The following is a 25,615-nucleotide window of genomic DNA, read 5'->3' as shown; positions in this document are numbered from 1 at the left end:
CCTGGACAGGATGCCTGCCAACGAGGGTGTGACTCGCTGATGTCGACATACATCCTCAAGCGTTTCCTGCAACTGATTCCCGTCTTCCTGGGCGCAACACTGCTGGTCTACTTCCTGGTCTTCAGCCTGCCCGGCGATCCCATCGTGGCACTGTTCGGCGACAAGCCGGTGAACGAGGCCGTGGCAGCCAAGCTGCGGGCGCAGTACCACCTGGACCAGCCGTTCTGGATGCAATACCTGCTTTACCTCAAGAGCATCTTCACGTTCGACCTCGGCCAGGACTTCTCCGGACGCCCCATCGCCGCCGTGCTCGGTGAGGTCTTCCCCGTCACGGCCCGGCTGGCCATCATGGCGCTGATCTTCGAGGCAGTCTTCGGCATCGTCTTCGGCCTCATCGCCGGCCTGCGCAAAGGCAAGTTCTTTGACGCCACTGTCCTGGTGGCGTCCCTGATCGTGATCGGCATCCCGATCTTCGTCCTGGGCTTCCTGCTGCAGTTCACCATCGGCGTCCAGCTGGGCTGGGCCAAGCCGACCGTCAGCTCCGCGGCGACCGTCCAGGACCTCATCCTGCCGGCGATCGTGCTGGGACTGGGATCCTTCGCCTATGTCCTGCGCCTGACCCGCACGTCGGTCATCGAAAACATGAACGCCGACTATGTGCGCACCGCCACGGCCAAGGGCCTCTCCCGGTTCCAGGTGGTCCGCGTCCACATCCTGCGCAACTCCCTGATTCCCGTCATTACCTTCCTGGGCGCCGACCTCGGTGCCCTGATGGGCGGCGCAATCGTCACGGAAGGCATCTTCAACGTTCCGGGCGTCGGCAACCGGCTCTACCGGGCCGTGCTGTCCGGCGAAGGGCCCACGGTGGTCTCGATCGTCACCGTCCTGGTGCTGATCTACTGCCTCTCCAACCTGCTCGTTGACCTGCTTTACGGCTGGCTTGACCCGAGGATMCGTTATGACTCCTGATAACACCACCACCGCACGGCACACCTCCCTCCGCCCGGCCCGCCGGACCGAGCACTTCGTGGCCGATGTCTCCGAGACCCCGCTCCAGGTGACGGACCGGGTCAAGGACGAAGCCGCACCGCTGAGTCTGTGGGGCGAGGCCTGGAAGAACCTGCGCAAGCAGCCGCTCTTCCTCATCTCCGCACTCCTGATCCTGGTGGTCGTGGCGGTCTCCCTCTTCCCCGGACTCTTCTCCCCGATCGACCCGGGCTCGGAGGCGTGCCAGCTGGCCAACTCCGACGCCGGCCCCGCCGCGGGCCACCCCCTGGGCTTCACCCAGCAGGGCTGCGACGTCTACGCCCGCGTCATCTTCGGCACGCGGTCCTCGGTGACCGTGGGCCTCTTCACCACCATCGGGGTGCTGCTGATCGGCGGCATCATGGGGGCCGTGGCCGGTTATTACGGCGGCTGGATCGACTCCGTCCTGGCCCGCATCAATGACATCTTCTTCGCCCTGCCCCTGATCCTGGGCGCGATCGTGCTCATGCAGCTGCCGATGTTCCGGACGAACCGGACCGTGTGGACGCTGGTGCTCATCCTGGTGGCCTTCGGCTGGCCGCAAATCGCGCGCATCACCCGCGGTGCGGTGATCGAGGTCCGCAACGCCGACTTCGTCACGGCCGCCCGGTCGCTCGGCGTCTCGAAGTTCGGCGCCCTCATGCGGCACGTGATGCCGAACTCGCTGGCCCCGATCATCGTCGTGGCCACCATCTCCCTGGGCACGTTCATCGTGGCCGAATCCACGCTGTCCTTCCTCGGCATCGGGCTGCCGCCCAGCGTCATGTCCTGGGGCAACGACATCCAGGCGGCGCAGGCCTCGCTCCGGTCCAACCCGATGCCGCTGCTCTACCCGGCAATCGCGCTGTCCATCACCGTCCTGAGCTTCATCATGCTGGGCGATGCCCTGCGTGATGCGCTCGATCCCAAAGCCCGCAAGCGATGAAAGGGGACACCATGAGCACTTCTGTTGACTTCCAGGAAGCTGAGTACGCCACTGAGCGCCCGCTGCTTGAAATCAAGGACCTGGCCATCGGGTTCACCACCAGCAACGGCGAGGTCAACGCCGTCCGCAACGCCCGCCTCACCGTCATGCCGGGCGAAACCGTCGCGATTGTGGGCGAGTCGGGCTCCGGCAAGTCCACCACCGCGCTGGCCGCCATCGGCCTGCTCCCGGGCAACGGGCGCGTCGCTGCAGGCCAGATCCTGTTCGATGGCGAAGACATCTCCAACGCCAGCGAAAAGCGGATGATCGAACTTCGCGGCAACAGCATCGGCATGGTCCCGCAGGACCCGATGTCCAACCTCAACCCGGTGTGGAAGATCGGCGACCAGGTCCGCGAAACGCTCAAGGCCAACGGACTCCCGAGCGGCCCGGACGACGTCGCAAAGGTCCTGTCCCAGGCCGGGCTGCCCGACGCCGGCAGCCGCGCCAAGCAGTACCCCCACGAGTTCTCCGGCGGCATGCGCCAGCGCGCACTGATCGCGATCGGGCTCGCCTGCCAGCCGCGCCTGCTCATCGCGGACGAGCCCACCTCGGCGCTCGACGTCACCGTGCAGCGCCAGATCCTCGATCACCTGGACAAGATGACCACGGAACTGGGCACCGCGGTGCTGCTGATCACGCACGACCTCGGCCTCGCCGCCGAGCGCGCCGACCAGGTGGTGGTCATGTACCGCGGCCAGGTTGTCGAGTCCGGACCCTCGCTGGAGCTGCTGCAGAACCCGCAGCACCCGTACACCCAGCGGCTGGTCGCCTCGGCGCCGTCGCTGGCGTCCCGGCGCATCCAGGCCGCCAAGGAACTCGGCGTGGAGACCGACGACATGCTCGCCCCGAGCGAGACCGGCGTGGTTGAGCCGGCCAAGTCCGACGACGTCCTGCAGATCCAGAACCTCAGGAAGGTCTTCAAGCTGCGTTCTGGCCTGGGCAAGTCCACGGACTTCACCGCCGTCGACGACGTCTCCTTCAGCGTCAAGCGGGGAACCACGACGGCGATCGTGGGGGAGTCGGGATCCGGCAAGTCCACGGTGGCGCAGATGGTCCTGAACCTCCTCACGCCGACCTCCGGCAAGATCATCTTCGACGGCGTGGACACCTCCACGCTGAACAGCAAGGAGATCTTCGCCTTCAGGCGCCGGGTGCAGCCGATCTTCCAGGACCCCTACGGTTCACTGGACCCGATGTACAACATCTTCCGGACCATCGAGGAACCGCTGCGGACCCACAAGATCGGGGACAAGGCCAGCCGCGAGAAGAAGGTCCGGGAGCTGCTGGACCAGGTGGCGCTGCCGCAGTCCACCATGCAGCGGTACCCGAATGAGCTCTCCGGCGGCCAGCGCCAGCGTGTCGCGATCGCCCGCGCCCTGGCCCTGGACCCCGAAGTGATCATCTGCGACGAGGCCGTCTCGGCACTGGATGTGCTGGTGCAGGCGCAGGTGCTGAACCTGCTCGCCGAACTGCAGTCCAGGCTCGGCCTGACCTACCTGTTCATCACCCACGACCTCGCGGTGGTCCGGCAGATCGCGGACCACGTGTGCGTCATGGAGAAGGGCAAGCTCGTGGAGACGGGCTCCACGGACGACGTCTTCGAGTCGCCGCAGCAGGACTACACCCGGGCGCTGCTCAACGCCATCCCCGGCGCGGGCCTCATGCTGCCGCCGGAGGTGGAAGTGGCCTGAGCGGCCACTTTACCTAGGGCTTGAACAAGTCCGCCGGTAGCAGCACAGGAGCCGGTGTCCGCCCGTTGGGGCGGGCACCGGCTCCTTTTTGCTGTGGTGTGCAGGGTTGCTGTGGTGTGCTGTCCGGCGCTAGCGGGACAAGCCGGCGAGCATGCCGGGCTCTGCGTAGTCGAACCCCATGGACTCCAGCCGCTGGCCGAAAACGGCGCCCAGGGCCGCGTGGCCCTGCCGGTTCAGGTGAACCCCGTCCGCCATTGAACCCGTGAGGTTGTACCGGGTGAGCCAGTCGCCCGCGCTGACGAACGGCAGCCCGTGCCGGTCCGCCACCCTCCCCAGAAGCGCGTCCACCTCGGACCGGCGTCCACCGCCGTAGTGGACGCCGCGGGCGAGCGTGCCGACCATGAGCATCCGGGCCGCCGGATAGCGCTGCTGGATGCTGGCGATCAGCCGCTCGGCGTTGGCGACGATCTGCGCGTTCGAGGCGCCGCGCGCGGCGTCGTTCCCGCCGCCTTCGATCACTACGAGGGGAGGGGTGCCGTACGGGAGTTTCCAATCGCCGCGCTGGAGCGCATCGACGTAGTTGCCGGTCTTGCCGTTCGATGCCACGTAGCCGGTGCCGCCCCGGCCGCAGAAGAAGACCTTGTACCCGGCCGCTGCCAGACCCTGCCTGGGCCAACCGTAGGACGGTTCCGATTGTGAGTCGCCAATAAGCACGGCGACATTGCTGGTGTCCTTGACGATGATCTCGTTGCGGCCGTTGGCAGGGTTGCGGTAGGTCGAGCCGCTCGGCAAATCGGCGGGGTCGATGGTGGACCCGATGCGGGTCTTCGCAGCGGCCCCTGCCGCGACCGGTACGCCGGCGCCGTTAGCCGTTCCGGCCTGGCTGGCGGTCAGTGGCACGCCCGCAGAGCCCGCGTCAGAAGATCCGCCGTCGGACGATCCGCCGTCGGAAGAACCTGCGTCGTACGCAGGTGAAAAAGTGGCCTGCCCACAGCCGCCAAGAACTACGCCTACGGCGATCATCGTTGCGACAAAGCGGGACAGGGCCGAGGCGTTTCGCATGAATGTCTCCGGGCTTGCTTGCTGCTATCAGAGCAATGATGGTGCATGGGCGCCGGAAAATCCAGTGACTTTACTCACAGGTAATAAACCACTTCCGTGCGCCCGTCCCGCTCCTGGGACGGTGCGGCGGCCGGCCGCCGCTTCGCATTTTAGGCCAATAAATGACCTAGCGTTTAGAATGGTTGTAGGTGCCCTGTGCCAAAGGGACTTATCCGTCGTGCGTTCCAGTTGGAAATGTCGCGATACCACAGCTGACTTCACCACTGAATCGAGCAATAACGCATGTCTGAAACCACCACCAACACCGCGGTAGCCACTGCATCGCGCAGTGACCTGCGCAACGTCGCGATCGTGGCCCACGTTGACCACGGCAAGACCACGCTGGTCGACGCCATGCTCAAGCAGACCAACTCCTTTGCCGAGCACAACCACCTCGAAGACCGCGTCATGGACTCCGGTGACCTGGAACGCGAAAAGGGCATCACCATCCTGGCCAAGAACACCACGGTGGCCTACAACGGTCCGTCCTCCAAGGGCGAGACCATCACCATCAACGTCATCGACACCCCCGGCCACGCCGACTTCGGTGGCGAGGTCGAGCGCGGCCTGTCGATGGTCGACGGCGTCGTCCTCCTCGTCGATGCCTCTGAGGGCCCGCTGCCCCAGACCCGCTTCGTGCTGCGCAAGGCCCTCGCCGCGCACCTGCCGGTGATCCTCCTGGTCAACAAGACCGACCGCCCCGACGCGCGGATCGAAGAAGTTGTCCACGAGTCCATGGACCTGCTCCTGGGCCTGGCCTCCGACCTCGCCGACGAAGTTCCGGACCTCGACCTGGACAAGATCCTCAATGTTCCGGTTGTTTACGCCGCAGCCAAGGTCGGCCGCGCGTCCCTCGAACAGCCCGCAGACGGTTCAGCCCCGGAAAACGAGGACCTCGAGCCGCTCTTCCAGGCCATCATCGAGCACATCCCGGCCCCGACCTACAACCCGAACGGTGTCCTGCAGGCGCACGTCACCAACTTGGATGCCTCCCCGTTCCTCGGCCGCCTCGCGCTGCTTCGCATCTACAACGGCACCCTGCGCAAGGGCCAGACCGTCGCCTGGGCACGTGCCAACGGTGAGCTGAAGAACGTCAAGATCACCGAGCTGCTGGCCACGAAGGCACTCGACCGTGTCCCCGCGGAATCCGCCGGCCCCGGCGAAATCGTTGCTGTTGCCGGCATCGAGGAAATCACCATCGGCGAGACTCTCACCGACGCCGAGAACCCGCAGCCGCTGCCGCTGATCACTGTTGACGACCCGGCCATCTCCATGACCATCGGTATCAACACCTCGCCGCTGGCCGGCAAGGTCAAGGGCGCCAAGGTCACGGCCCGCCAGGTCAAGGACCGCCTCGACAAGGAACTGATCGGTAACGTCTCCATCAAGGTTCTCCCCACCGAGCGTCCCGACGCTTGGGAAGTCCAGGGCCGTGGCGAGCTCGCGCTGGCCATCCTGGTCGAGCAGATGCGCCGCGAAGGCTTCGAACTGACCGTCGGCAAGCCGCAGGTCGTCACCCGGACCGTCGACGGCAAGGTCCACGAGCCGATGGAGCACATGACCATCGACGTGCCCGAAGAGTACCTCGGCGCCGTCACCCAGCTGATGGCTGCCCGCAAGGGCCGCATGACCAACATGGCCAACCACGGCACCGGCTGGTGCCGCATGGAGTTCATCGTTCCGGCCCGTGGCCTGATCGGGTTCCGCACCAAGTTCCTCACGGACACCCGCGGCGCCGGCATCGCCGCCTCCATCTCCGAAGGCTACGAGCCGTGGGCCGGCCCGATCGAGTACCGCACCAACGGTTCGATGATCGCCGACCGCGCCGGTGTTGTGACCCCGTTCGCCATGATCAACCTGCAGGAACGTGGCTCCTTCTTCGTCAAGCCCACGTCCGAGGTCTACGAAGGCATGATCGTGGGCGAGAACTCCCGCGCCGACGACATGGACGTCAACATCACGAAGGAAAAGAAGCTCACCAACATGCGTGCAGCCTCCTCGGACACCTTCGAGAACCTGACGCCGCCGCGCGACCTGACCCTCGAAGAGTCCCTCGAATTCGCCCGCGAAGACGAGTGCGTTGAGGTTACCCCGGATTCAATCCGCATCCGCAAGGTCATCCTGGACACCAACGAGCGTGCCAAGGCCAACCGCGCCCGCGCCAAGGTCTAATCCCGGTCTCCGGGCTTCGGCTGCAACGTGACTAAGAGAGCTGCCGGTACGGCAGGCGGCATTGCCGCCGCCGTACCGGCAGCTCTTTTTGTTGCCCTGGCCGGAACCGCCCTGCACCGCCACGATCTGGTCCTGAACGGCGTGGACGTCCCGTGGGGAGCCGTCGCGGCGCTCGTGCTGCTGGGCTCGGTCCAGGTGTGGCTCGGGGCGGCGTTCCGTTCAGTCGTCCCGACGGCAGTATGCGGGGTCCTCTGTTATGCGCTGACCGGGTGGTGGTCCACCCTGGAAACAGGCAAGCGCCTGGTCATCGGCGACACCGCGGGCAATGTCTGGGTCTTCGGCATCGCAGGCATCACCGTGGCCATGCTCGCCTGGTGCCGGCGGTACCGGCGCCCGCCCGGCTAGGACCCGGCCCTGCCTCCTACGCGGGACATGCTCATTTTTCGTTCGCTCAATTGGGCTCAATGGCATCATGTCCGGCGCAGGGCTGGCCCGCGGGACATGTCCAGCGCTCATCTATGGGCCTGTCCACTCCCACCCACGGCTCGGGGACATGCCCGTTTTTTGTTCGCTTGAGCGGGCACAATGGCATCGCGTCCGGCGCAGGGCCCGTGCGCGGGACATGTCCAGTCCTTGCTCCTGCCCGGGTTGCCGCAGCCCTGGCCCCGCCCGCGCAGTTTTCCACATAGCGCGGGATCCGACTGCACGGGCGCAGTGTGCGGCTCCACCATGGGTGAATGGCCAACATTATCGAGGTGCTCTCGAAGTACGACGGCGTCGCCCGCGCCAAATACATTGCCGCGGCGGGGGTCTCCGATTTTCAGCTCAAGTCGGCGATGGCCGCGGGATCGGTGTCCCGTGTAGCCCGCGGTGTCTATGCCTTGCCCGGTGCGGACGCACAGCTGATCTCTATTCGCTCACTGCCGGCGGAGCCTGCTTGTATCACCGCTGCCCACTTCAGCGGGCTGTGGGTCCTCGAAGGCCCGGCCCAGCCGCACATAGCCCTCACCCACAGCAGGAGTTACCAGGGCTTCATCTGTCACCGGGCTTCCGTTCCGCCGACGCTCCTGGACACAGTCGTCCAATGCCTGCGCTGCTTGCCTGAACCTGACGGGCTGATCATCGCCGAGTCCGCCGTCGTGCTGAAGGGACTCCCGTTGGGTTTGTTGCGCCAGCGGCTCGATGGCCGGAACGACTCCCGGGAGCGCCGGATCGTGTCGGCGATCGTCCCACAGTCACAGTCGGTCATTGAATGCCTGGCCCGGTTCCTTCTGCGGCGTGCCGGCTTTCATGTTGAATCGCAGGTCAACGTTCCGGGCATGGGACATCTGGACCTGATGGTCGATGGCCGTCTTGGCATTGAGGCTGACGGGGCCGGGTTCCACATGGATAGGACGAGCTTCGAGGAAGACCGGCGGCGTTGGAACGTTACGACGCGCCGAGGAATACCGACACTGATTGTGACCTACCAGCTGGTGAGGGACCATCCTGAGGATTTCATTACCATGGTCCGGGAAGCGCTGAACAGGCTGTCCGCCGCCGCATAGAGTCGGACGCGAATTCCAAATTCGTGCGCCTTTTCCTGCGCCCTTGCACTGCGATTCTGCGCCTCACCCCAGCGCTGTGACCCTGCTCTGCACCCAGCCACCACTGACTCTGCACCGCACGAAGCCACCACTGGACATGTCCCGTGCTCTGTCGATTCGCCACTGGACATGTCCCTCGCTGGCCCGCGGTGATGAGCATAACGGTGGAATGTGCACGGCCGGCAACGAGGGGAGGACATGTCCACAGGTCGTCGAGGGTGCGGGTGGGCATGTGCGCGGCCGGCAATCGGGGGAGGACATGTCCATTGGTCGCGGAGGGTGCGGGTGGGCATGTGCGCGGCTGCGGGCCAGGAGGGGGCATGTGCACGGCCGGCAACGAGGGGAGGGCATGTCCATTGGTCGCGGAGGGTGCGGGAGGGCATGTCCACTGGACGCTAGCAACCACCCGGGAACCGTTGCCCAGGGCCCCCTGCGCCGCGGGTCAGGTGCCCTGCACGCGTGGGGCGCGGCGCGGCGGGGGCGGCGGGACTTCCTTGGCCGCCACTACAAGGGGGAGTGCGATGACGACGTCGGAGCGGCGGGTGCGGACGGTGCACACGCCGTCGGCGCGTTCGACGAGCTCGCCAAGGGCATCCGTCAGGCCGCCGTCGATCCGGTACCGGACCACAACGCGCGTGCCCAGCGGGGCGCCGGAGAGAAACTGCTGGGGCAAGGGCAAAGGCGAGCTCATCAGATCATAGTAAGACGCGGAGCATGTATGACGTTCCCGCTAGGTTCGCGGGAACAGGCTGGGAGATAATAGGCTCGGAAGTCAGAAACCCGGCGCTCAGGCCGGGAAACCATCCGGCCGTTCGCCGGAACCAACGTGGAGAGGCCAGGGACGTGACGTACGTAATCGCGCAGCCGTGTGTAGATGTCAAAGACAAGGCATGCATTGAGGAGTGCCCCGTCGATTGCATCTACGAGGGTGAGCGTTCCCTGTACATCCACCCCGACGAGTGCGTGGACTGCGGTGCCTGCGAGCCGGTCTGCCCCGTGGAGGCGATCTACTACGAGGACGACACCCCCGAAGAATGGGCTGACTACTACAAGGCCAACGTCGAGTTCTTCGACGAACTCGGTTCCCCGGGCGGCGCCGCGAAGGTCGGGAACACCCACACCGACCACCCCATGATCGCCGCCCTGCCGCCGCAGAACCAAGACAACTAGGACGGCGCTACGGTGACATCCGCGGTGCGCACCTTCGGCCTGAGCCTGCCCGACTACCCGTGGGAGGCCATGGCGCCGTATCTCGCCACGGCAGCCCGGCACGCGGAAGGAGCCGTCAACCTTTCCATCGGAACCCCGGTGGACCCGACGCCGGCCCTCATCCAGGACGCGCTGCGCGCCGCCGCGGACGCTCCCGGCTATCCCACCGTCCACGGGACGCCGGCCCTGCGGGAAGCCATCGCCGGCTGGTTTGCGCGCCGTCGCGGCGTCCCCGGACTCGATCCGCAGGATGTGATGCCGACGGTGGGTTCCAAGGAACTCGTCGCGTGGCTGCCGTTCCTGCTCGGCCTGAGGCCGGGCGACGTCGTCGTCCGCCCCACGGTCGCGTACCCCACGTATGACATCGGTGCCACCTTCGCCGGTGCGGAGCAGATCGCCGCCGACGACCTCGACGAGCTCGACGCCGGCACCCGCGCCCGTGTGCGCCTGGTCTGGGTCAATTCACCGGCCAACCCCACCGGCAGCGTCCGGGACATCGCATCGCTGCGGCGGATCGTCCGGCAGGCGCGGGAGCTGGGCGCCGTCGTAGCGTCGGATGAATGCTACGCCGAACTCGGCTGGGGGGAGTGGGACGTCCAGCGCGGCGGCATCCCGGTCCCCAGCATCCTGGACCCGCAGGTCGCAGAAGGCTCCCACGAGGGCCTGCTTGCCGTCTATTCGCTGAGCAAACAGTCCAATGTGGCCGGCTACCGGGCGGCATTCGTCGCCGGTGATCCGGTGATCATGGCGAACCTGGTCAACAGCCGCAAGCACGCCGGGATGATCGTTCCCTATCCGGTCCAGGAAGCCATGCGGGTGGCCCTCGGCGACGACGCCCACGTCCAGGCCCAGAAGGACCTGTACAGGGGCCGGCGGGAACGGATCGTCCCGGCGCTGGAGGGTTTCGGCCTGGCGATCCGTGAGTCCAGTGCGGGCCTTTACCTGTGGGCCACCGCCGGCGAGGCGACGTGGGACACCGTGGGCCGCCTCGCGGACCGCGGAATCGTCGTCGGCCCCGGGGTTTTCTACGGCGACGCCGGAAGCGGGTTCATCCGGGTGGCGCTGACCGCCAGCGACGAGCGGATCGACGCCGCCGTCTCGAGGCTGGCCCCGGACGCGTAACAATGCTGTGACGCGTGCCACATGTGGCGTGTTTTCGGCGTTATGGACGCCTTACGGATTAGTACCACCCGCGAAGTGAAGGTACTTTTTAACTGACGATCAATGGTGGCTTTCCACAAGAAGGCAGCGCAGCCTTTGGAAATCCTGTCCGCACAGGATCCGCGGGCAGCTTCACCAGATGTTGGACCAGCTTTCGACAGAGGCCCCGATGCCTCATGAGGAGACTCCATGACTGAAACCACCAGCGCAACCCTGCGCCATGCCGGCGGCGAGCTCGAACTCCCGCGCATCAAGGTTGTAGAAGGAAACGAAGGCTACGACGTTTCCAAGCTGCTGAAGCAGACCGGCGCCGTCGCCTTCGACCCCGGTTTCATGAACACCGCAGCCACCACCTCGGCCATCACCTACATCGATGGTGACGCTGGCATCCTGCGGTACCGCGGCTACCCGATTGAGCAGTTGGCCCAGCACTCGAGCTTCCTGGAAGTCTCCTACCTGCTGATCTACGGCAACCTGCCGACCCCCACCGAGCTGGAATCCTTCGACCAGAGGATCCGCCACCACACGCTGCTGCACGAGGAGCTCAAGGGCTTCTTCAGCGGCTTCCCCCGTGACGCGCACCCGATGCCCGTATTGTCCTCGGCCGTGTCCGCGCTCTCGACGTTCTACCAGGACTCGCTGGATCCGTTCAACGCGGAACAGGTGGAAGTGTCCACCATCCGTCTCATGGCCAAGATGCCGGTCATCGCCGCCTACGCCCACAAGAAGTCGATCGGGCAGCCGATGCTGTACCCGGACAACTCGATGAACCTGGTGGAGAACTTCCTGCGCCTCAGCTTTGGCCTGCCGGCCGAGCAGTACGAGGTGGACCCGGTTATCGCCAAGGCCCTGGACCTGCTGCTGATCCTGCACGCTGACCACGAGCAGAACTGTTCCACGTCGACTGTCCGCCTGGTCGGCTCCTCGAACGCCAACCTGTTCGCGTCCGTCTCCGCCGGCATCAACGCCCTCTTCGGCCCCGCCCACGGTGGTGCCAACGAGGCAGTCCTGAAGATGCTGCGCCAGATCCAGGCCGACGGCATCAAGCCCGAGGACTACATGGAGAAGGTCAAGAACAAGGAGGACGGCGTCCGCCTCATGGGCTTCGGGCACCGTGTCTACAAGAACTATGACCCGCGCGCCAAGATCATCAAGGCCACCGCCCACGAGGTCCTCAGCAAGCTCGGCGGAAATGACGAGCTCCTGGACATCGCCATGCGCCTTGAAGAGAAGGCCCTGGGCGACGACTACTTCATCCAGCGCAAGCTCTACCCCAACGTGGACTTCTACACCGGCCTGATCTACAAGGCCATGGGCTTCCCCGAAAAGATGTTCACGGTGCTGTTCGCAATCGGACGCCTGCCGGGCTGGATCGCCCAGTGGCGCGAGATGATCAGCGACCCCAACACCAAGATCGGCCGCCCGCGCCAGCTCTACGTCGGCGAGCCGGAACGCAACTACCCGTCGCTGTAGCCCGCCCGCCTGCCACGGCAGGCACGGGACAGCAAGCACGACGCCGGCCGCGCACCTCCTTGAGGCGCGCGGCCGGTGTCTTTCTCAGGTTTCGCTGCGCCGCTGTGACCTGCACCACGTGCCCGGGGGCGCCGGTGTGCCCTCAGGCGGCGGCGGCACGGACGTGCTAAAAAAGACCAGTGCCTAAATTTGTCGACGCCGTAATCCGGCGCCAGGAAGTAGTTGACGCGGTCTTCAGGATCATCGCCGCGGATGGTCTTGAGCGGGCCTCCCTGCGGGAGGTCGCAGATGAAGCGCAGCTGGCCGTCGGCTCGGTGCGGCACTATTTCGCCAGCAGCGACGAGCTCCTGACCCACGCGTTCGCCGTGGTGGTAGACCGGATCGTCGGACGCCTCACGGACGCGGACTCCTTGCTGGGCGACCTGCTGCCAGGGTCGGCGGAGCACCAGGCTGCCCTCATGGCACTGCTGGGTGAGTTTCTTCCGGTGGACGAGGAACGGGCGGTCGACGCCTGCGTCTGGATGGCCTTCAAGAATGCGGCCCGGACCAAGCCGTTCCTGGCCGCCGAGGCCGACCGGAGCCATCGCGCGGTGGCAGCAGTCGTGGGCGGACTTATCCTGGGCCTGGCAGCCGGCGCGATCGACCCCAGCGCCACCGACGCCGATGGCCCCGCCAGAGTCGACCAGCAGGTGCTCGTCACCGAGGCGGAGCTGCTGCTGGCCGTCCTGGACGGTCTGACGATGCACGCCCTCCTGCAGCCCGAGTGGATGACGGCTTTGATGTGCAAGGACGTCCTCGAAGCCCATCTTGAGGGCCTGAACCGCAGGCTGTCGGCAGGGCAGCTTGCCGTTAACGCGTCATAACAACAGGAATAGACTGAGATAGTACGTCTTGCCAAGGGAGGCAATTGGATGCACCACACCGGCGGACCTGGCTGGCAGATCACGATGGATACTTCTGGTCCCATGCTGATTGCCCTTTACGTTCGTGACGCTGCCGGTCTGGACACTGCGGGGCACCCGGCGCTGTGCCACGCGGCCCCGAAGATCCGCGCCGCGGACCACTCTCATCTGATCGCCGAGGTTGGCGGCCCGGCGGCGCTCAAGACCGAATGGGAGGCCTGGTGGGAACAGCTGCTGAAGGCCTATCCGGAAATGTCCCCCGAGCTCTCCCCGCCTGGTTTCCGTGCCTTCGGCAATTCGCCGGCGCTCCGGCGCGTGCTGCAGGCCCACTTCGGGGCGGCCCTGACATGGGCCCGGGAACGCCGCGCGGAATACCTGGCCCTCGAGGCGGAGCGCGAAGCCAACGGCAACAACGAACTGCTGGCCGACATGGTGGAGGACCGCCTGCTTGACGTGGGACGCGCGTCAAAGGATTTCGGCCTGACGATCATCGAACTGCCGCTCGCGGAGCCGCGGGCCTGGTACCTGGAGCCCGACAAGATCATCATGAGCCGCGAGCTGTTGTCCCAGCCGGAGCTTTTCCGCAGCTACGTGCAGCCGGTGGTCGACCTACTGGTCTGAATTCGTGCAGCCCGCCGGGGCTCAGGCGCCGGGCGCGCCGGCGACGGTTACCCGGACCTGGCCGGCCGGGACTGAAGCCGGCTGCCAGCCGTCGCGGGACTGCCGGTTCCAGGCCCGGCCGTCGACCTCGACGTTGGTGATGGCGAGCTCCTTGGCGTTGGCCACTGCCCACTGCCCCACAGCCCAGGCCTGGGTCCCTTCGGCATCGACGAGCAGCGTCCGGCCGTTGGTGGACGTCTGGACGTCCCCAAGCGCAGCGGTCAGCTCTGAGGTGACGGCAGCGGGATCCCCTGCGGTGTCGGCGGACCGCAGCGAGCAGTCCAGGCCTGCGGGGGTCTGGCCGCTCAGGGCGGAGGCGAACGCACGGGCCATCGGCTCATGCTGGGCATAGGCGTCCGGGTATGCCGAGCGTTGGACCTGCTGGGCGGCATCGGTGATCTCCAGCGACTCGTACCCGGAGATCTCGACGAGCGCATCGTAGAAAGCATTGCTGGCGTGGTAAGGGTCCATCACCTGCGCCGTGGTGCCCCAGCCCTGGGACGGCCGCTGCTGGAACAATCCGCGCGAGTCGGGGCCGGCCTGGTCGCCATGGCCGATGTTGCGCAGTTTGGATTCCTGCATCGAGGTGGCCAGCGCGATGCTGGCGGCCCGGGCGGGAAGCCCGCGCCGGACAGCGACGGCGGTGATGAGCGAAGCGTTGGYCGCCTGGTCGGTGGCGAGGTCATCGCCTMCGCTGCCCGCGGCCGTGCAGCGTTCGGTGATCAACGTTTCCGATCGCTGCAGGAACGCCACCGCGGTGTAGATCGCGCCGGCGACCATCGCTAGGGTCAGCAGAAGGACGATCCGGCGCCGCCAGCTCCCTCTTCGTGCCACGAACTTACTCCCTCAGGCCCTTGCGGGCTGCGTCTTCGGCTGCTTCATCGTTGGGGGTTGACCCCGCCGGGCGGTCTTCGCCGCCCGGCATACCGTACCAGCCGGTGCGGTCAGTTGGCGTGCAGGGCCTCGTTGAGCTCCACGGTCTGCCCCTTGCGGGGGAGGACCTCAACCTCGCCGGTGGTGGAATTGCGGCGGAAGAGCAGGTTCGGAACCCCGGAAAGCTCCACGGCCTTGACGATCCGGCTGGTGTCTTCACCGTCGGCGTCCTTGGGGCCGATCACACGCACACGGGTGCCGGCGGTGACGTAGAGCCCGGCTTCGACGACGGAGTCGTCGCCGATGCTGATGCCCACGCCGGAGTTGGCGCCGAGGAGGACCCGCTCGCCGAGGGCGATCTTTTCCTTGCCGCCGCCGGAGAGGGTTCCCATGATCGAGGCCCCGCCGCCGACGTCGGACCCGTCACCGGCGACGACGCCGGCCGAGATCCGGCCCTCCACCATGGAGGTGCCCAGCGTTCCGGCATTGAAGTTCACGAAGCCCTCGTGCATGACGGTGGTGCCTTCGGCCAGGTGCGCACCCAGCCGGACCCGGTCGGCGTCGGCGATCCGGACGCCGGAGGGAACCACGTAGTCCACCATGCGCGGGAATTTGTCCACACCGAAGACGGTGACGGCGCCGCGCTTGCGCAGGCGCGCCCGGGTCAGTTCGAAGTCCTCCACGGCGGCGGGGCCGAAGTTGGTCCACACCACGTTGGGGAGCTTGCCGAAAATGCCGTCGAGGTTGATGCTGTTGGGCTGGACGAGCCGGTGGGAGAGCAGGTGCAGGCGAAGGTAGGCGTCCGCCGTGTCCGCGGGTGCTTCGTCCAGGTTGATCTGGGCGAAGACAACCTTCTGCTCGGTGCCCCGGTCCGGGTCGATGCCGCCGGCGGCGATGTCGATCAGCGACTGGTCCGCGTTCTCGAGCTCGCGCAGGTGCTCCTCCGCGATTCCGAGCGCGGGCGCCGGGAACCATACGTCCAGCACGGTGGCATCACCGTTGCGGGTGGACACGGTGGCCACGCCGTAGCCGAAGGCGGAGCGGGCGTCGGTGGGCACAGCGGAAGCAGCAGTCTCAGTCATGGCCCAAGTCTAACGAGAGGGCCCGCGGGCGCTGAAACGTGAGACGCCCAAGTGACAGGAGACGCTCGCCACCTATGCATGGGGACGGCACCTGTTGCGGCCCCGCGGGAAGGCGAACAGATAAAGTGGGACGGTGACCCCCACGAACCCGCGCACCCCTGCCACTGCCAGCGTCCCTGTCCGCACTCCGGTCCACTTGGACCTCCGCCAGGACGTAGCCCTGCTCACAGCCGCCCTGATTGACATCAACAGCGTCTCCGGCAATGAAAAGGTCCTGGCAGACGCCGTGGAACATGCCCTGCGCCTGCTGCCGCAGCTGGAGCTGGTCCGCGACGGCGATTCGATCATCGCCCGCACCAACCTCGGCCGCACCGAGCGCGTCATCCTTGCCGGGCACCTGGACACCGTGCCGCTCCCCATCACCGAGGGCTCGCTCGGGACCGTGCCGGCGTACTGGCCCTCCGGGGCCCCGGGGGAGGGGATCCTCTACGGCCGCGGCGCCACCGACATGAAGGGCGGCGTCGCCGTGCAGCTGGCGCTGGCCGCCACCATGTTCGACGCCGGGGCGGCGCCGGACAAGGACGTCACGTTCGTCTTCTACGACCACGAGGAAGTCGAGGCCGTGAAGAGCGGCCTCGGCCGGCTGGTGCGCAATCACGGATCCCTGCTCGGCGGCGACTTCGCGATCCTGCTCGAGCCAACCGACGGGACGGTGGAGGGCGGCTGCAACGGCACCAGCCGCTTCGAGGTGACCATGCGCGGCGAGGCTGCCCACTCGGCCCGGGCCTGGATGGGCAGCAACGCCATCCACGCCACGGCCCCGATCCTGGCCCGGCTGGCGGCGTATGAGCCGCAGACCGTGACGGTTGACGGCCTGGACTACCGCGAAAGCCTCAACGCCGTGAAGATTAACGGCGGCACGGCCGGCAACGTCATTCCGGACAAGTGCGTGGTGGAAATCAACTACCGCTTCGCGCCGGACAAGACCCCGGACGGGGCCGAGGCCGTCGTGCGCGAACTGCTGGACGGATTCGACGTCGTGCGCACCGACAGCGCCGCCGGGGCGCGGCCGGGACTGCACCACCCCGCCGCCGCGTCGTTCGTCGTCGCCGTGGGCGCGGAGCCGAAGCCCAAGTACGGCTGGACCGACGTCGCACGGTTCAGTGAGCTCGGCATTCCCGCGGTGAACTTCGGACCCGGCGACGCGCTGCTGGCGCACAAGGACAACGAACACGTCGAGGCAGACGCCATCAGGGAATGCCTGCGGGCGCTGCGGATCTGGCTCGGCGCCTAGCAGCGCACAGCGCAAGCCAAGCACGCACGAACGGGGCAACGGCACGCAGGAAGCCCGCAACGCACAAAGGGTCCGGAACCTCCGAGAGGTTCCGGACCCTTTTGTGGGTGGACGGGCTTTACTTGGCCGCAGGGATCCCGGCGACCGGCACGTGCGCCACGCCGCCGGCGGCCCGCTTGGAGCCGCGGCGTTCGAGCCAGATGGCCAGGYGGGAGACCGCCAGGTCGATCGCGATGTAAATGGCCGCGGCCACGAAGAACACCGGGAACAAGTACTGCGGGCCCAGGAAGTCGGCCATGACCTGCACGGCCCGGAGCAGCTCGCCGTAGGCGACGATGTAGCCGAGCGAGGTGTCCTTCAGCAGCACCACGAGCTGCGCGACCAGCGAGGGCAGCATGCGCCGAATGGCCTGCGGCAGCTCGATGGTCAGCCGGCACTGGAAACTGGTGAGGCCGATCGCCAGGCCGGCCTCACGCTGGCCCTTGGGCAGCGACTGGACGCCGGCACGGATGATCTCGGCGAAAATCGCCGAGTTGTAAAGGACCAGGCCGGCGACCACGGCGATGAATGAGCTGGTGGCAAAGACGAGCAGCACGAACAGCATCATGAGCACCACGGGCATGCCGCGCAGGAATTCCAGCACGATCCGGGTGGGCACCCTGACCCAGGCGTTGTCCGAGATGCGCAGCAGGCACAGGAGCAGGCCCAGCGGGAAGGCAATCACGGCCGCCACCGCCGCGGCGGCGAGCGTGGCGCCGATGCCGGCGGCGATCAGGGCCCAGACCTCGGGGAGCTGGAAGACCGCCCAGCGTTTGGGGTCGAAGATTCCCTGCTGGGCGAGGGTCATGACTGCCAGGACGAGCAGGCCGCCGATCACGATCACGCCGATGATGGAACCGATCAGCGAAATCCGACGGGCTTTGGGGCCGGGGACGTCATAGAGAACAGAGCTCATCGTGCGATCGCCACCTTTCGTTCAACGACGCTGGCGAGGTAGCCCAGCGGGATGGTTATCAGCAGGTAGAAGAATGCGACGCCGACCAGAACCCACATCACGGCGTCGCCGTTGGCGTTGGCCAGCTGCTTGCCCTGGCCGAAGAGTTCCAGCACATAGAACGCGCCGGCCACAGAGGAGTTCTTGACCAGGGCGATCAGAATGTTGATCAGCGGCGGGATCACGGTGCGCAGGGCCTGCGGCAGGATGATCAGGGAGAGCACCTGGCTGAAGTTCATACCGATGCTGCGGGCGGCCTCCGCCTGGCCCACCGGGACACTGTTGACGCCGGAGCGCACGGCCTCGGCGATGAAGGCCGAGGTGTAGGCGCTCAGGGCGATGATGGCGGCGACCTCGAACTGTTGGAACGTGACGCCGAGGCGGGGCAGAACCACCGCCGCGAAGAAGAACGCGATGGTCAGCGGCGTGTTCCGGACGATCTCGACGTACGTCATGCTGAAGCCGCGCAGCGCGGCGACGGGCGAGACGCGGGCGGCCGCCAGTACGGTGCCGAAGACCAAGGCGATAATTCCCGAGACCACGGACAAGAAGAGGGTTCGGAGAAAACCGTCCCAATACTGGGGGAGGTTTTCAATGATGACGTCCATAAGTTCCTTCAGCTGCGTTGAGGGGATTCCAGGCGAAAGACGGGAGTGGCGGCCGCCGGGCTGCGATGGATCCGCAGGCCCGGCAACCGCCACAGCCGACTAGTAGCGGTCGATCGTGGGAAGCTCGGGCGCGGTCTTGATGACGGTACCGGCGGTGTCCTCCCAGGCCTTCTTGTAGGACCCGTCCTTGTCGAAGGCCTCCAGCTGGTCATTGATCCACATGCGGAACGCGGTGTCGTCCTTCTTCAGGCCAATGCCGTACGGCTCCTTGGTGAAGGTCTGATCCGATGCCAGCTTGAAGGCGTCCGGTTCCTTGGACACGAAACCGGCAAGGATGACGTTGTCGGTGGTGACCGCTTCAACCTGCTTGTTCCGCAGCGGCTCCAGGCAGGCGGAGTACGTTGCGGCCGGCACCAGCACTGCTCCGTACTTCTCGACGATCGTCGAGGCCGGGGTGGAACCGGTCACGGAGCAGACGTTCTTGCCCTTGACGTCCTCGGGCTTGGTGATGGAATTGTTGTCCTTGTTCACCATGAGGGCCTGTCCGGCCTCGTAATACGGTCCGCCGAAGTCGACTTCGGCCTTGCGCTTGTCGTTGATGGTGTAGGTGGCGACGATCATGTCCACCTTGCCCTGCTTGATGAATTGCTCGCGGTTGGCGGAGACAGTTTCAACCCACTCGATCTTGTCGGCGGGGATGCCCAGCTTGGCGGCCACCAGCTTGCCGATTTCGACGTCGAAGCCGATCGGCTTGCCGTCAAGGCCCTTCTGGCCGAAGAGCGGCTGGTCGAACTTGGTACCGATGGTGATCTTGCCCGCGGATGCAAGCTTGGCCATGGTGGAATCGGCGGCAAAGCTCGGCTTCTCGGCTACGGGCGGGTTGGTGGTCGTGGAGGAGCTGCCGCCACAGGCGCTCAGGCTGAGCGCCAGTGCTGCGGAAGCGGCAACCAGAAGGGATTTCCTTCGGGTCAAAAATGCCTTCATGACATTCCTTTCATTGGGCGGCCGCCGTCCGGCGGCCAGGGTGCGAACTCGTAGTCGGTCAGTGTGTCAGCAGCTTGGACAGGAAATCCTTGGCCCGGTTGCTCTTGGGGTTGTTGAAGAACTCCTCCGGGGTCGCGTCCTCGACGATCTGGCCGTCGGCCATAAACACGACGCGGTCGGCCGCCTTGCGGGCGAAGCCCATCTCGTGGGTGACCACGATCATGGTCATGCCTTCCTTGGCGAGCTGGACCATGACGTCCAGGACCTCGTTGATCATTTCCGGGTCGAGGGCCGAGGTGGGCTCATCGAAGAGCATCACCTTTGGCTTCATGGCCAGGGCGCGGGCGATGGCCACACGCTGCTGCTGGCCACCGGAGAGCTGGGCCGGAAGCTTGGGGGCCTGCTGCCCGACGCCGACGCGCTCCAGCAGTGCCATGGCGTCCTTGTCGGCCTCGCCCTTGGGGACGCCCTTGACCTTGATGGGGCCGAGGGTGATGTTTTCCAGGATGGTCTTGTGGGCGAACAGGTTGAAGGACTGGAAGACCATGCCGACGTCGGCGCGCAGCTTCGCCAGTTCCTTGCCCTCCGCGGGCAGTTCCTTGCCATCGATCTTGATGTCGCCGTCGTCGATGGTCTCGAGGCGGTTGATGGCTCGGCAGAGCGTCGACTTGCCGGAACCCGACGGGCCGATAACAACAACAACCTCACCCTTGCGGACGTTCAGGTTGATGTCCTTCAGGACGTGCAACTGGCCGTAATGCTTGTTCACGGCCTTCAGGGAGACGAGAGCATCGCCGGGCACTTGAGTAGTCATAGAACGAATCTAGCGAAGATTGACGCAATATGACCGCAATCACTCTGTTTAGTGCAGATCGTGATTCAAGAGATACCTGCACGTCAGCGTCCCCTGAGGGGCCGCCGCCGGGCTCCCGCCCCGGTCCCCGGCGGCCGCCTGCGGCCGCTCCCGCGTCGACGCGCCGACGCGGCGTCGGCCCAGTTCCGCGCTAGCCTATGGGCATGAGTACCGATCCGCAGCACGGCCCCAAGCAAAACGCAGAACAGCAGCCCGCCGGAAAGCCGGCCCGCGAGGCCCGCACCACCCCGGCGCCCAACGGTATCCGCCACAAGGGCCCGCTTGAGCTGCGCCGCAAGGCCGCGAAGGTCACGATGTCCGATCAGACCTTGCTGGACACCAAGGGACCGGGCCAGTTCATCCACACCGACCCCTGGCGCGTCCTGCGGATCCAGAGTGAGTTCGTGGAAGGATTCGGCGCCTTGGCCGATCTCGGCCCGGCGGTCAGCGTCTTCGGCTCCGCCCGCACCGTGCCGGGGAGCCGGAACTACGAGCTCGGCGTCGAGGTCGGACGCCGGCTGGCCGAGGCCGGACTGGCCGTGATCACGGGCGGCGGACCCGGGTCGATGGAGGCCGCGAACAAGGGCGCCGTGCAGGGCAATGGCGTCTCCGTTGGGCTGGGGATCGAACTGCCCTTCGAGCAGGGCATGAACCAGTGGGTGGACCTGGGCATCAACTTCCGGTACTTCTTCGCCCGCAAGACCATGTTCGTCAAGTATGCCCAGGGCTTCATCGTGCTCCCCGGCGGCCTCGGCACCCTGGATGAGCTCTTCGAAGCCATGGTCCTGGTCCAAACCCGCAAGGTCACCTCCTTCCCGATCGTGCTGCTGGGAACCGCTTTCTGGAGCCCTATGCTCGCGTGGGTCCGGGACACACTGGTCGCGGAGGGGATGGTTTCGGCCGAAGACCTGGACCTCGTGCAGGTGGTGGATGACCCCGCGCTGGCCGTCGAGCTGGTCGTGGAGGGCGCCGCCCGACACCGGAACCCGAACAGCGGCTCCACCAACGGCGGCGGCACCGTGAGCACCAAGGGAAACGGCTAAGGAACGCGGGGCTGACCCGTCCGGCCGCCGGCGTCTGGCACGATGGTCTAGTGAGTCTCTTCCTGGTCTTCCTGGCGATTGTGCTGATCGGCGTCGCCGTCCTCCTGGGCACCGGCCTGGCGCCGAAAAACTTCCGCCGACACCGGGACGGCGGTGCCGGCGATTCCTTTGACGACGGTTTCGATGAGCCGGTCGCCTCCCTGCCGCCGGTGCTGCTCCCCGAGCGCGCGGCCGCGGCGGACATCGACCGTCTGCGCTTCGCCGTCGGACTCCGCGGGTACCGGATGGACCAGGTGGATCAGGTCCTCGATGATCTGCGGGACCAGATCATCGCCAAGGACCAGAAGATCGAGGCCCTCGGGGAGGAACTGGAACGCCTCCGTCCGCCGACCGAAGAGCGTCCGTGAGCCACGTGGAAGACCCGGAGACTGTCGCCGAGCCTGAGGCCCTGAAACCGCAGGGATTGAACGCGGCGCTGTGGAGCCGCATCGCGGCCGCGGGCGCCCGTATGGCGCGGTGGCCGTGGTGGGTGCAGGTCGCCGGCCTGTACATCGYCGCCCGGCTGGTGAGCGCCTGCATCTTCATGGCTGCCGCCCTGCACCAGGGCGTGAATCCGTGGTTTCCCGCCAAGCCCGACTATTGGAACTTCATCAATATCTGGGACGCCCGCTGGTATGCCGAAGCGCTCCAGGCAGGGTATCCGGCGCTTCTGCCGACAGACGACGCCGGCACCGTCCAGGAGAACACGTGGGCCTTCTACCCCCTGTTTCCCGTGCTGGGCCGGGTGGTTTCCGGGCTCACAGGCACGGGTCCGGCGTGGTCGCTGACGGCCATCGCCCTGGTCTGCGGGATAGGCGCAGCCCTCGTGGCGTACAGGATTTTCCGGCACCGGGCCACGCACCGCACAGCGCTCTGGGGGACCGTGTTCGTGGCGACTTTCCCGGTGGCGCCGGTCCTGCAGGTGCCTTACGCCGAATCCCTCAACCTGCTGCTGCTAGGCGCCGCGCTGCTGCTCGTCATGGAGCGCCGGTACCTGTGGGCCATGCCCGTCGTGGTCCTGATGTGCCTTTCCCGGCCCACCGGGGTTCCATTTGCCGTGATGCTGGGGCTGTTGTTTCTCTACCGCTTCTGGCAGCGACTCGCGGCGCCACGCCTCACTGCGCAGGGCTTCGCCACGCAGGGTCTCACCACGCAGGGTCTCACAACGCAGCGCCCGGACGGCGTTGCCGTCCCCAGCAACCCGGAGCTCTGGTCCCTGGCAGGCCTCACCGCCGTCAGCGGCATTGGCGCGCTGCTGTGGCCGGCCATCGCCTGGGCCGCGACCGGCGATCCGGGCGCCTACACCAAGACCGAAACCGCATGGCGCGGCGATGACCTGGTGCCGTTCAAGCCGTGGTTCGACGCCGGCATCATGCTGTTCGGGCCGACGCTCGGCGTGCTGGCACCCTTCGTGTTCGTTGCCGCGTTCACCCTGTTGATGATGTCCCGGCCCGTGGCCGCCCTTGGCACTGAACTGAGGCTCTGGTGCTGCTGCTACATGGGGTACCTGCTGGTCTTCCTGCACCCCCAGACCAGCACGTTCAGGATGCTGCTGCCGCTGTTCCCGCTCGCCCTCAGCGCCGCCCTTCTCTCGCGTTCCCGCGCCTACCGCGGTGCCGTGGTGGTCATGTTCGTGCTGTTGCAGATCGTGTGGATTGTGTGGCTGTGGGCGTGGGCGCAGCTGCCGGGCGGAGGGGACTATCCGCCGTGACGCACAGCACCATTTCGCGGTGCCGGACCGGCGTGGCGGGACGCRCTGGAAAGTCCAACGATTAGCTACGTGCGCATTGTTACGCGATAATAGAGGGTAAGCAAGGACAGAAGCACACTGAATAAAAGCAAACTGAGTATTCGGAAGCAATCTATTTGTGAGTTTGCCTGTCACGGCGGCCTGGAGGGCTGCCGGGCGGCTTGATTGGCCAAGCGGACGCAGCCCGGCCGGGCTGGTATGTCAGGGACTAATGGAGGGGATATTCCTTATGGCGGCAATGAAACCACGCACCGGCGACGGCCCAATGGAAGTGACGAAAGAGGGACGAAGCCTGATCATGCGTGTTCCGCTCGAAGGCGGGGGGCGGCTTGTAGTCGAACTCAATGCCGCTGAGGCGACAAACCTCAAGGAATGCCTCGTCGGCGTCACCGAATAGCGTCACGCCAAGAGCTTCGCAAAAGGGCGGGGTCCCGGCCAACAGGCTGCGGACACCGCCCTTTTCTGTCTGCGCTTGACCTCTGCGTCGTCGCGGCGACTGTTGGCTGCTGTTTCTTGGGCTGCTACTTCTTGACGGCGATCAGCAGGCCGTCGCCGGTGGGCAGCATCGCGGAGGCAAGGCGGTCGTCGTCGCGGATGGACTTGCCGATCTGGCGCAGCACCACCGTGGTGGCTTCCCGGGCGGCCGGATTCGCGACGCGGTCCTTGTCGAGGGCATCGTTGACGATCAGCAGACCGCCGGACTTGAGCAGCCGCACGGCCTGTTCCACGTAGCTGGGGTAGCTCGGTTTGTCGGCGTCGATGAACACAAGGTCGTAGGCCCCGTCCGTAAGGCGGGGCAGGACATCGCCGGCCCGGCCCGAAATGGTGCGGGTGCGGTTGGCGGGGCTGCCTGCTTCCTGGAACGCTTCGCGGGCGGCCTTGAGGTGTTCGACGTCGACGTCGATGGTGGTCAGGACAGCCTGCGGGCCCAGCCCGCGCAGGATGCACACGCCGGACACTCCCGCGCCGGTGCCGATCTCCACCGCGGTCTGTGCCTTGGACGCTGCCGCCAGCACGGTCAGCACGGCGCCCACGCCGGGACCGATCGGGGTCACGCCAAGCTCGAAAGACCGTTCGCGCGCGTGCAACAGGACCTCATCCTCGGCAGGCAGATCTTCTGCGTAGGACCAGCTCGTGGACTTATCGGCGCTCATGGGATATCGCTTTCTGGGCGGCAGGGGAGTGTTCCCTACAGCGTACTGTGTCCGGCGGGACGGGACAGGGAGGCGCCAGCGCCGTGGCCCCGGCAGGAGGGAGCAGTTCTGCCTTCGGCGGAAGACCGCGATGGATCAGGAAATTCCCAGCTTATTTTGAAATGATGGGTATCCGCTCATCCGCGTGGTGATCGGCGTCGAATGAAGGGTGCAGGAACCTGTGCGAGCAGGCACAATTCAGGCGTAGGTACCATCCATGAGGGGAGCGGACGATGTCGATTCTGGCACCTGTCCCGGCAACTGAGGCAACTGATTCAACCGGCCAGTCACGGACCGCGGCGGACGCCGAATGGGTCCGGCCGACCTGGGAGGAAGTGGTGACGAACCACTCCGCCAAGGTCTACCGCCTTGCGTACCGGCTGACCGGAAACAAGTACGACGCCGAGGACCTCACCCAGGAGGTGTTCGTCCGCGTCTTCCGTTCGCTGGAGAACTTCAAGCCGGGCACGCTGGACGGCTGGCTGCACCGGATCACCACCAACCTGTTCCTGGACCAGGCGCGGCGCAAGAGCAGGATCCGTTTTGACGCCCTGGCCGATGACGCCGAGTCGCGGCTGCCGGGCCGGGAGCCCGGGCCGGAGCAAAGCTTCGAATTCAACAACCTCGACGTCGATGTTCAGGCGGCGCTCGAGGAACTTCCGCCGGACTTCCGCGCCGCCGTCGTGCTGTGCGACCTCGAGGGGTTGTCCTACGACGAGGTCGCCGCCGCGCTGGACATCAAACTCGGGACCGTCCGGTCCCGGATTCACCGCGGCCGGACCATGCTGCGTGAAAAGCTCGCGCACCGCGACCCGCGTCCGGCGCAGACGGCCAAGCAGTCCCTCAAGCCGCGGCTCAAGATGCCGCGCATCGCCGGCCTCCTCTGAACCTGTCAATGGGTCTGCTGAGACGTTTACTGGGAGGCTCTGGCTGCGGGTTCTGGGGCAGGACCGG

The 25,615-nt window shown here is 66.3% G+C and carries 26 protein-coding genes; 17 read left to right on the top strand and 9 right to left on the bottom strand.

Going from position 1 to position 25,615, the window contains the following annotated elements:
* Positions 1-39 precede the first annotated feature (39 nt).
* The 3 genes from AC1DR1_RS06270 to AC1DR1_RS06260 are packed head-to-tail and all read left to right on the top strand — an operon-like array spanning position 40 to position 3,684.
* On the top strand, positions 40-969 hold the full coding sequence (locus AC1DR1_RS06270; protein ID WP_229994650.1) for an ABC transporter permease: 930 nt from the start codon (positions 40-42) through the stop codon (positions 967-969).
* Positions 959-1,951: an ABC transporter permease gene (locus AC1DR1_RS06265; RefSeq protein ID WP_229994649.1), complete on the top strand. Its 993-nt coding sequence runs from the start codon at positions 959-961 to the stop codon at positions 1,949-1,951. The genes AC1DR1_RS06270 and AC1DR1_RS06265 overlap by 11 nt, the downstream gene beginning before the upstream one ends.
* Positions 1,952-1,962: 11 nt before the next feature.
* Positions 1,963-3,684 carry an ABC transporter ATP-binding protein gene (locus AC1DR1_RS06260; protein ID WP_229994648.1) on the top strand — a complete coding sequence of 574 codons (1,722 nt, stop codon included), beginning with the start codon at positions 1,963-1,965 and terminating at the stop codon, positions 3,682-3,684.
* A gap of 129 nt (positions 3,685-3,813) precedes the next feature.
* Here AC1DR1_RS06260 and AC1DR1_RS06255 read toward each other — a convergent pair whose 3' ends face one another.
* On the bottom strand, positions 3,814-4,746 hold the full coding sequence (locus tag AC1DR1_RS06255) for an SGNH/GDSL hydrolase family protein (protein WP_476992342.1): 933 nt from the start codon (positions 4,744-4,746) through the stop codon (positions 3,814-3,816).
* Positions 4,747-5,028: 282 nt separating this feature from the next.
* Between AC1DR1_RS06255 and typA the strand changes: the two genes are divergently transcribed.
* The 3 genes from typA to AC1DR1_RS06240 all read left to right on the top strand — a co-directional run bounded on the left by typA (position 5,029) and on the right by AC1DR1_RS06240 (position 8,504).
* On the top strand, positions 5,029-6,957 hold the full coding sequence (gene typA, locus AC1DR1_RS06250; RefSeq protein ID WP_229994646.1) for a translational GTPase TypA: 1,929 nt from the start codon (positions 5,029-5,031) through the stop codon (positions 6,955-6,957).
* Positions 6,958-6,984: 27 nt separating this feature from the next.
* Positions 6,985-7,362, top strand: coding sequence for a hypothetical protein (locus AC1DR1_RS06245; RefSeq protein WP_364745702.1), 378 nt, complete (start codon positions 6,985-6,987; stop codon positions 7,360-7,362).
* 332 nt (positions 7,363-7,694) lie between these two features.
* Positions 7,695-8,504, top strand: coding sequence for a type IV toxin-antitoxin system AbiEi family antitoxin domain-containing protein (locus tag AC1DR1_RS06240; protein WP_229994644.1), 810 nt, complete (start codon positions 7,695-7,697; stop codon positions 8,502-8,504).
* Between the two features lie 481 nt (positions 8,505-8,985).
* Here the strand turns inward: AC1DR1_RS06240 and AC1DR1_RS06235 are convergent, their stop codons facing one another.
* Positions 8,986-9,234: a putative acetyltransferase gene (locus tag AC1DR1_RS06235; protein WP_476966435.1), complete on the bottom strand. Its 249-nt coding sequence runs from the start codon at positions 9,232-9,234 to the stop codon at positions 8,986-8,988.
* A 152-nt stretch (positions 9,235-9,386) separates the two neighbouring features.
* On the opposite strand from AC1DR1_RS06235, the gene fdxA reads away from it, so the two are divergent.
* The 5 genes from fdxA (at position 9,387) to AC1DR1_RS06210 (ending at position 13,909) form a co-directional block, all read left to right on the top strand.
* Positions 9,387-9,713 (top strand): ferredoxin, encoded by a 327-nt coding sequence (fdxA, locus tag AC1DR1_RS06230; RefSeq protein ID WP_026266493.1) that lies wholly within the window; start codon positions 9,387-9,389, stop codon positions 9,711-9,713.
* Positions 9,714-9,725: 12 nt separating this feature from the next.
* The gene (dapC, locus tag AC1DR1_RS06225) at positions 9,726-10,874 is read left to right on the top strand and encodes a succinyldiaminopimelate transaminase (RefSeq protein ID WP_364745708.1); all 1,149 of its coding nucleotides are present in this window, start codon (positions 9,726-9,728) and stop codon (positions 10,872-10,874) included.
* Between the two features lie 228 nt (positions 10,875-11,102).
* On the top strand, positions 11,103-12,386 hold the full coding sequence (locus tag AC1DR1_RS06220) for a citrate synthase (protein WP_028275687.1): 1,284 nt from the start codon (positions 11,103-11,105) through the stop codon (positions 12,384-12,386).
* Positions 12,387-12,565: 179 nt separating this feature from the next.
* Positions 12,566-13,249 carry a TetR/AcrR family transcriptional regulator gene (locus tag AC1DR1_RS06215; RefSeq protein ID WP_229995012.1) on the top strand — a complete coding sequence of 228 codons (684 nt, stop codon included), beginning with the start codon at positions 12,566-12,568 and terminating at the stop codon, positions 13,247-13,249.
* A 48-nt stretch (positions 13,250-13,297) separates the two neighbouring features.
* Positions 13,298-13,909 (top strand): hypothetical protein, encoded by a 612-nt coding sequence (locus AC1DR1_RS06210; protein ID WP_229995011.1) that lies wholly within the window; start codon positions 13,298-13,300, stop codon positions 13,907-13,909.
* A 21-nt stretch (positions 13,910-13,930) separates the two neighbouring features.
* On the opposite strand, the gene AC1DR1_RS06205 is transcribed toward AC1DR1_RS06210, so the two are convergent.
* Together AC1DR1_RS06205 and dapD are read right to left on the bottom strand one after the other, a co-directional pair.
* The gene (locus tag AC1DR1_RS06205; protein ID WP_476992341.1) at positions 13,931-14,782 is read right to left on the bottom strand and encodes a hypothetical protein; all 852 of its coding nucleotides are present in this window, start codon (positions 14,780-14,782) and stop codon (positions 13,931-13,933) included.
* 110 nt (positions 14,783-14,892) lie between these two features.
* Positions 14,893-15,903 carry a 2,3,4,5-tetrahydropyridine-2,6-dicarboxylate N-succinyltransferase gene (gene dapD, locus AC1DR1_RS06200; RefSeq protein WP_229995010.1) on the bottom strand — a complete coding sequence of 337 codons (1,011 nt, stop codon included), beginning with the start codon at positions 15,901-15,903 and terminating at the stop codon, positions 14,893-14,895.
* Between the two features lie 133 nt (positions 15,904-16,036).
* Here dapD and dapE point away from each other — a divergent pair, with 133 nt between their 5' ends.
* Entirely contained in the window at positions 16,037-17,197 is a 1,161-nt protein-coding gene (dapE, locus tag AC1DR1_RS06195) for a succinyl-diaminopimelate desuccinylase (RefSeq protein WP_414645489.1), read from the top strand.
* 118 nt (positions 17,198-17,315) lie between these two features.
* Here the strand turns inward: dapE and AC1DR1_RS06190 are convergent, their stop codons facing one another.
* The 4 genes from AC1DR1_RS06190 to AC1DR1_RS06175 all read right to left on the bottom strand — a co-directional run bounded on the left by AC1DR1_RS06190 (position 17,316) and on the right by AC1DR1_RS06175 (position 20,597).
* On the bottom strand, positions 17,316-18,152 hold the full coding sequence (locus AC1DR1_RS06190; protein ID WP_476992340.1) for an amino acid ABC transporter permease: 837 nt from the start codon (positions 18,150-18,152) through the stop codon (positions 17,316-17,318).
* Entirely contained in the window at positions 18,149-18,799 is a 651-nt protein-coding gene (locus tag AC1DR1_RS06185; RefSeq protein WP_229995008.1) for an amino acid ABC transporter permease, read from the bottom strand. The genes AC1DR1_RS06190 and AC1DR1_RS06185 overlap by 4 nt, the downstream gene beginning before the upstream one ends.
* Positions 18,800-18,898: 99 nt before the next feature.
* A complete protein-coding gene (locus AC1DR1_RS06180; RefSeq protein ID WP_476992339.1) occupies positions 18,899-19,783 on the bottom strand; it encodes a glutamate ABC transporter substrate-binding protein in 885 nt (294 codons plus the stop codon).
* A 58-nt stretch (positions 19,784-19,841) separates the two neighbouring features.
* Positions 19,842-20,597 carry an amino acid ABC transporter ATP-binding protein gene (locus AC1DR1_RS06175; protein WP_229995006.1) on the bottom strand — a complete coding sequence of 252 codons (756 nt, stop codon included), beginning with the start codon at positions 20,595-20,597 and terminating at the stop codon, positions 19,842-19,844.
* Positions 20,598-20,794: 197 nt separating this feature from the next.
* Here AC1DR1_RS06175 and AC1DR1_RS06170 point away from each other — a divergent pair, with 197 nt between their 5' ends.
* The 4 genes from AC1DR1_RS06170 (at position 20,795) to AC1DR1_RS06155 (ending at position 23,865) form a co-directional block, all read left to right on the top strand.
* Positions 20,795-21,679: an LOG family protein gene (locus AC1DR1_RS06170; RefSeq protein WP_229995005.1), complete on the top strand. Its 885-nt coding sequence runs from the start codon at positions 20,795-20,797 to the stop codon at positions 21,677-21,679.
* Positions 21,680-21,729: 50 nt separating this feature from the next.
* Positions 21,730-22,086, top strand: a complete 357-nt coding sequence (locus AC1DR1_RS06165; protein ID WP_476992338.1) for a DivIVA domain-containing protein — start codon at positions 21,730-21,732, stop codon at positions 22,084-22,086.
* Between the two features lie 101 nt (positions 22,087-22,187).
* Positions 22,188-23,429 (top strand): hypothetical protein, encoded by a 1,242-nt coding sequence (locus AC1DR1_RS06160; protein ID WP_476992400.1) that lies wholly within the window; start codon positions 22,188-22,190, stop codon positions 23,427-23,429.
* Positions 23,430-23,697: 268 nt separating this feature from the next.
* Positions 23,698-23,865, top strand: coding sequence for a DUF3117 domain-containing protein (locus AC1DR1_RS06155; protein WP_079550332.1), 168 nt, complete (start codon positions 23,698-23,700; stop codon positions 23,863-23,865).
* A 124-nt stretch (positions 23,866-23,989) separates the two neighbouring features.
* Here AC1DR1_RS06155 and AC1DR1_RS06150 read toward each other — a convergent pair whose 3' ends face one another.
* Positions 23,990-24,622 carry an O-methyltransferase gene (locus AC1DR1_RS06150; protein WP_229995003.1) on the bottom strand — a complete coding sequence of 211 codons (633 nt, stop codon included), beginning with the start codon at positions 24,620-24,622 and terminating at the stop codon, positions 23,990-23,992.
* Positions 24,623-24,894: 272 nt separating this feature from the next.
* Here AC1DR1_RS06150 and sigE point away from each other — a divergent pair, with 272 nt between their 5' ends.
* Positions 24,895-25,548, top strand: a complete 654-nt coding sequence (gene sigE, locus AC1DR1_RS06145; protein ID WP_476966431.1) for an RNA polymerase sigma factor SigE — start codon at positions 24,895-24,897, stop codon at positions 25,546-25,548.
* Positions 25,549-25,615: the final 67 nt, after the last annotated feature.

The sequence above is a fragment of the Arthrobacter sp. P4_F10 genome (assembly GCF_056401435.1).
This window is presented reverse-complemented; position numbering and strand designations above follow the sequence as displayed.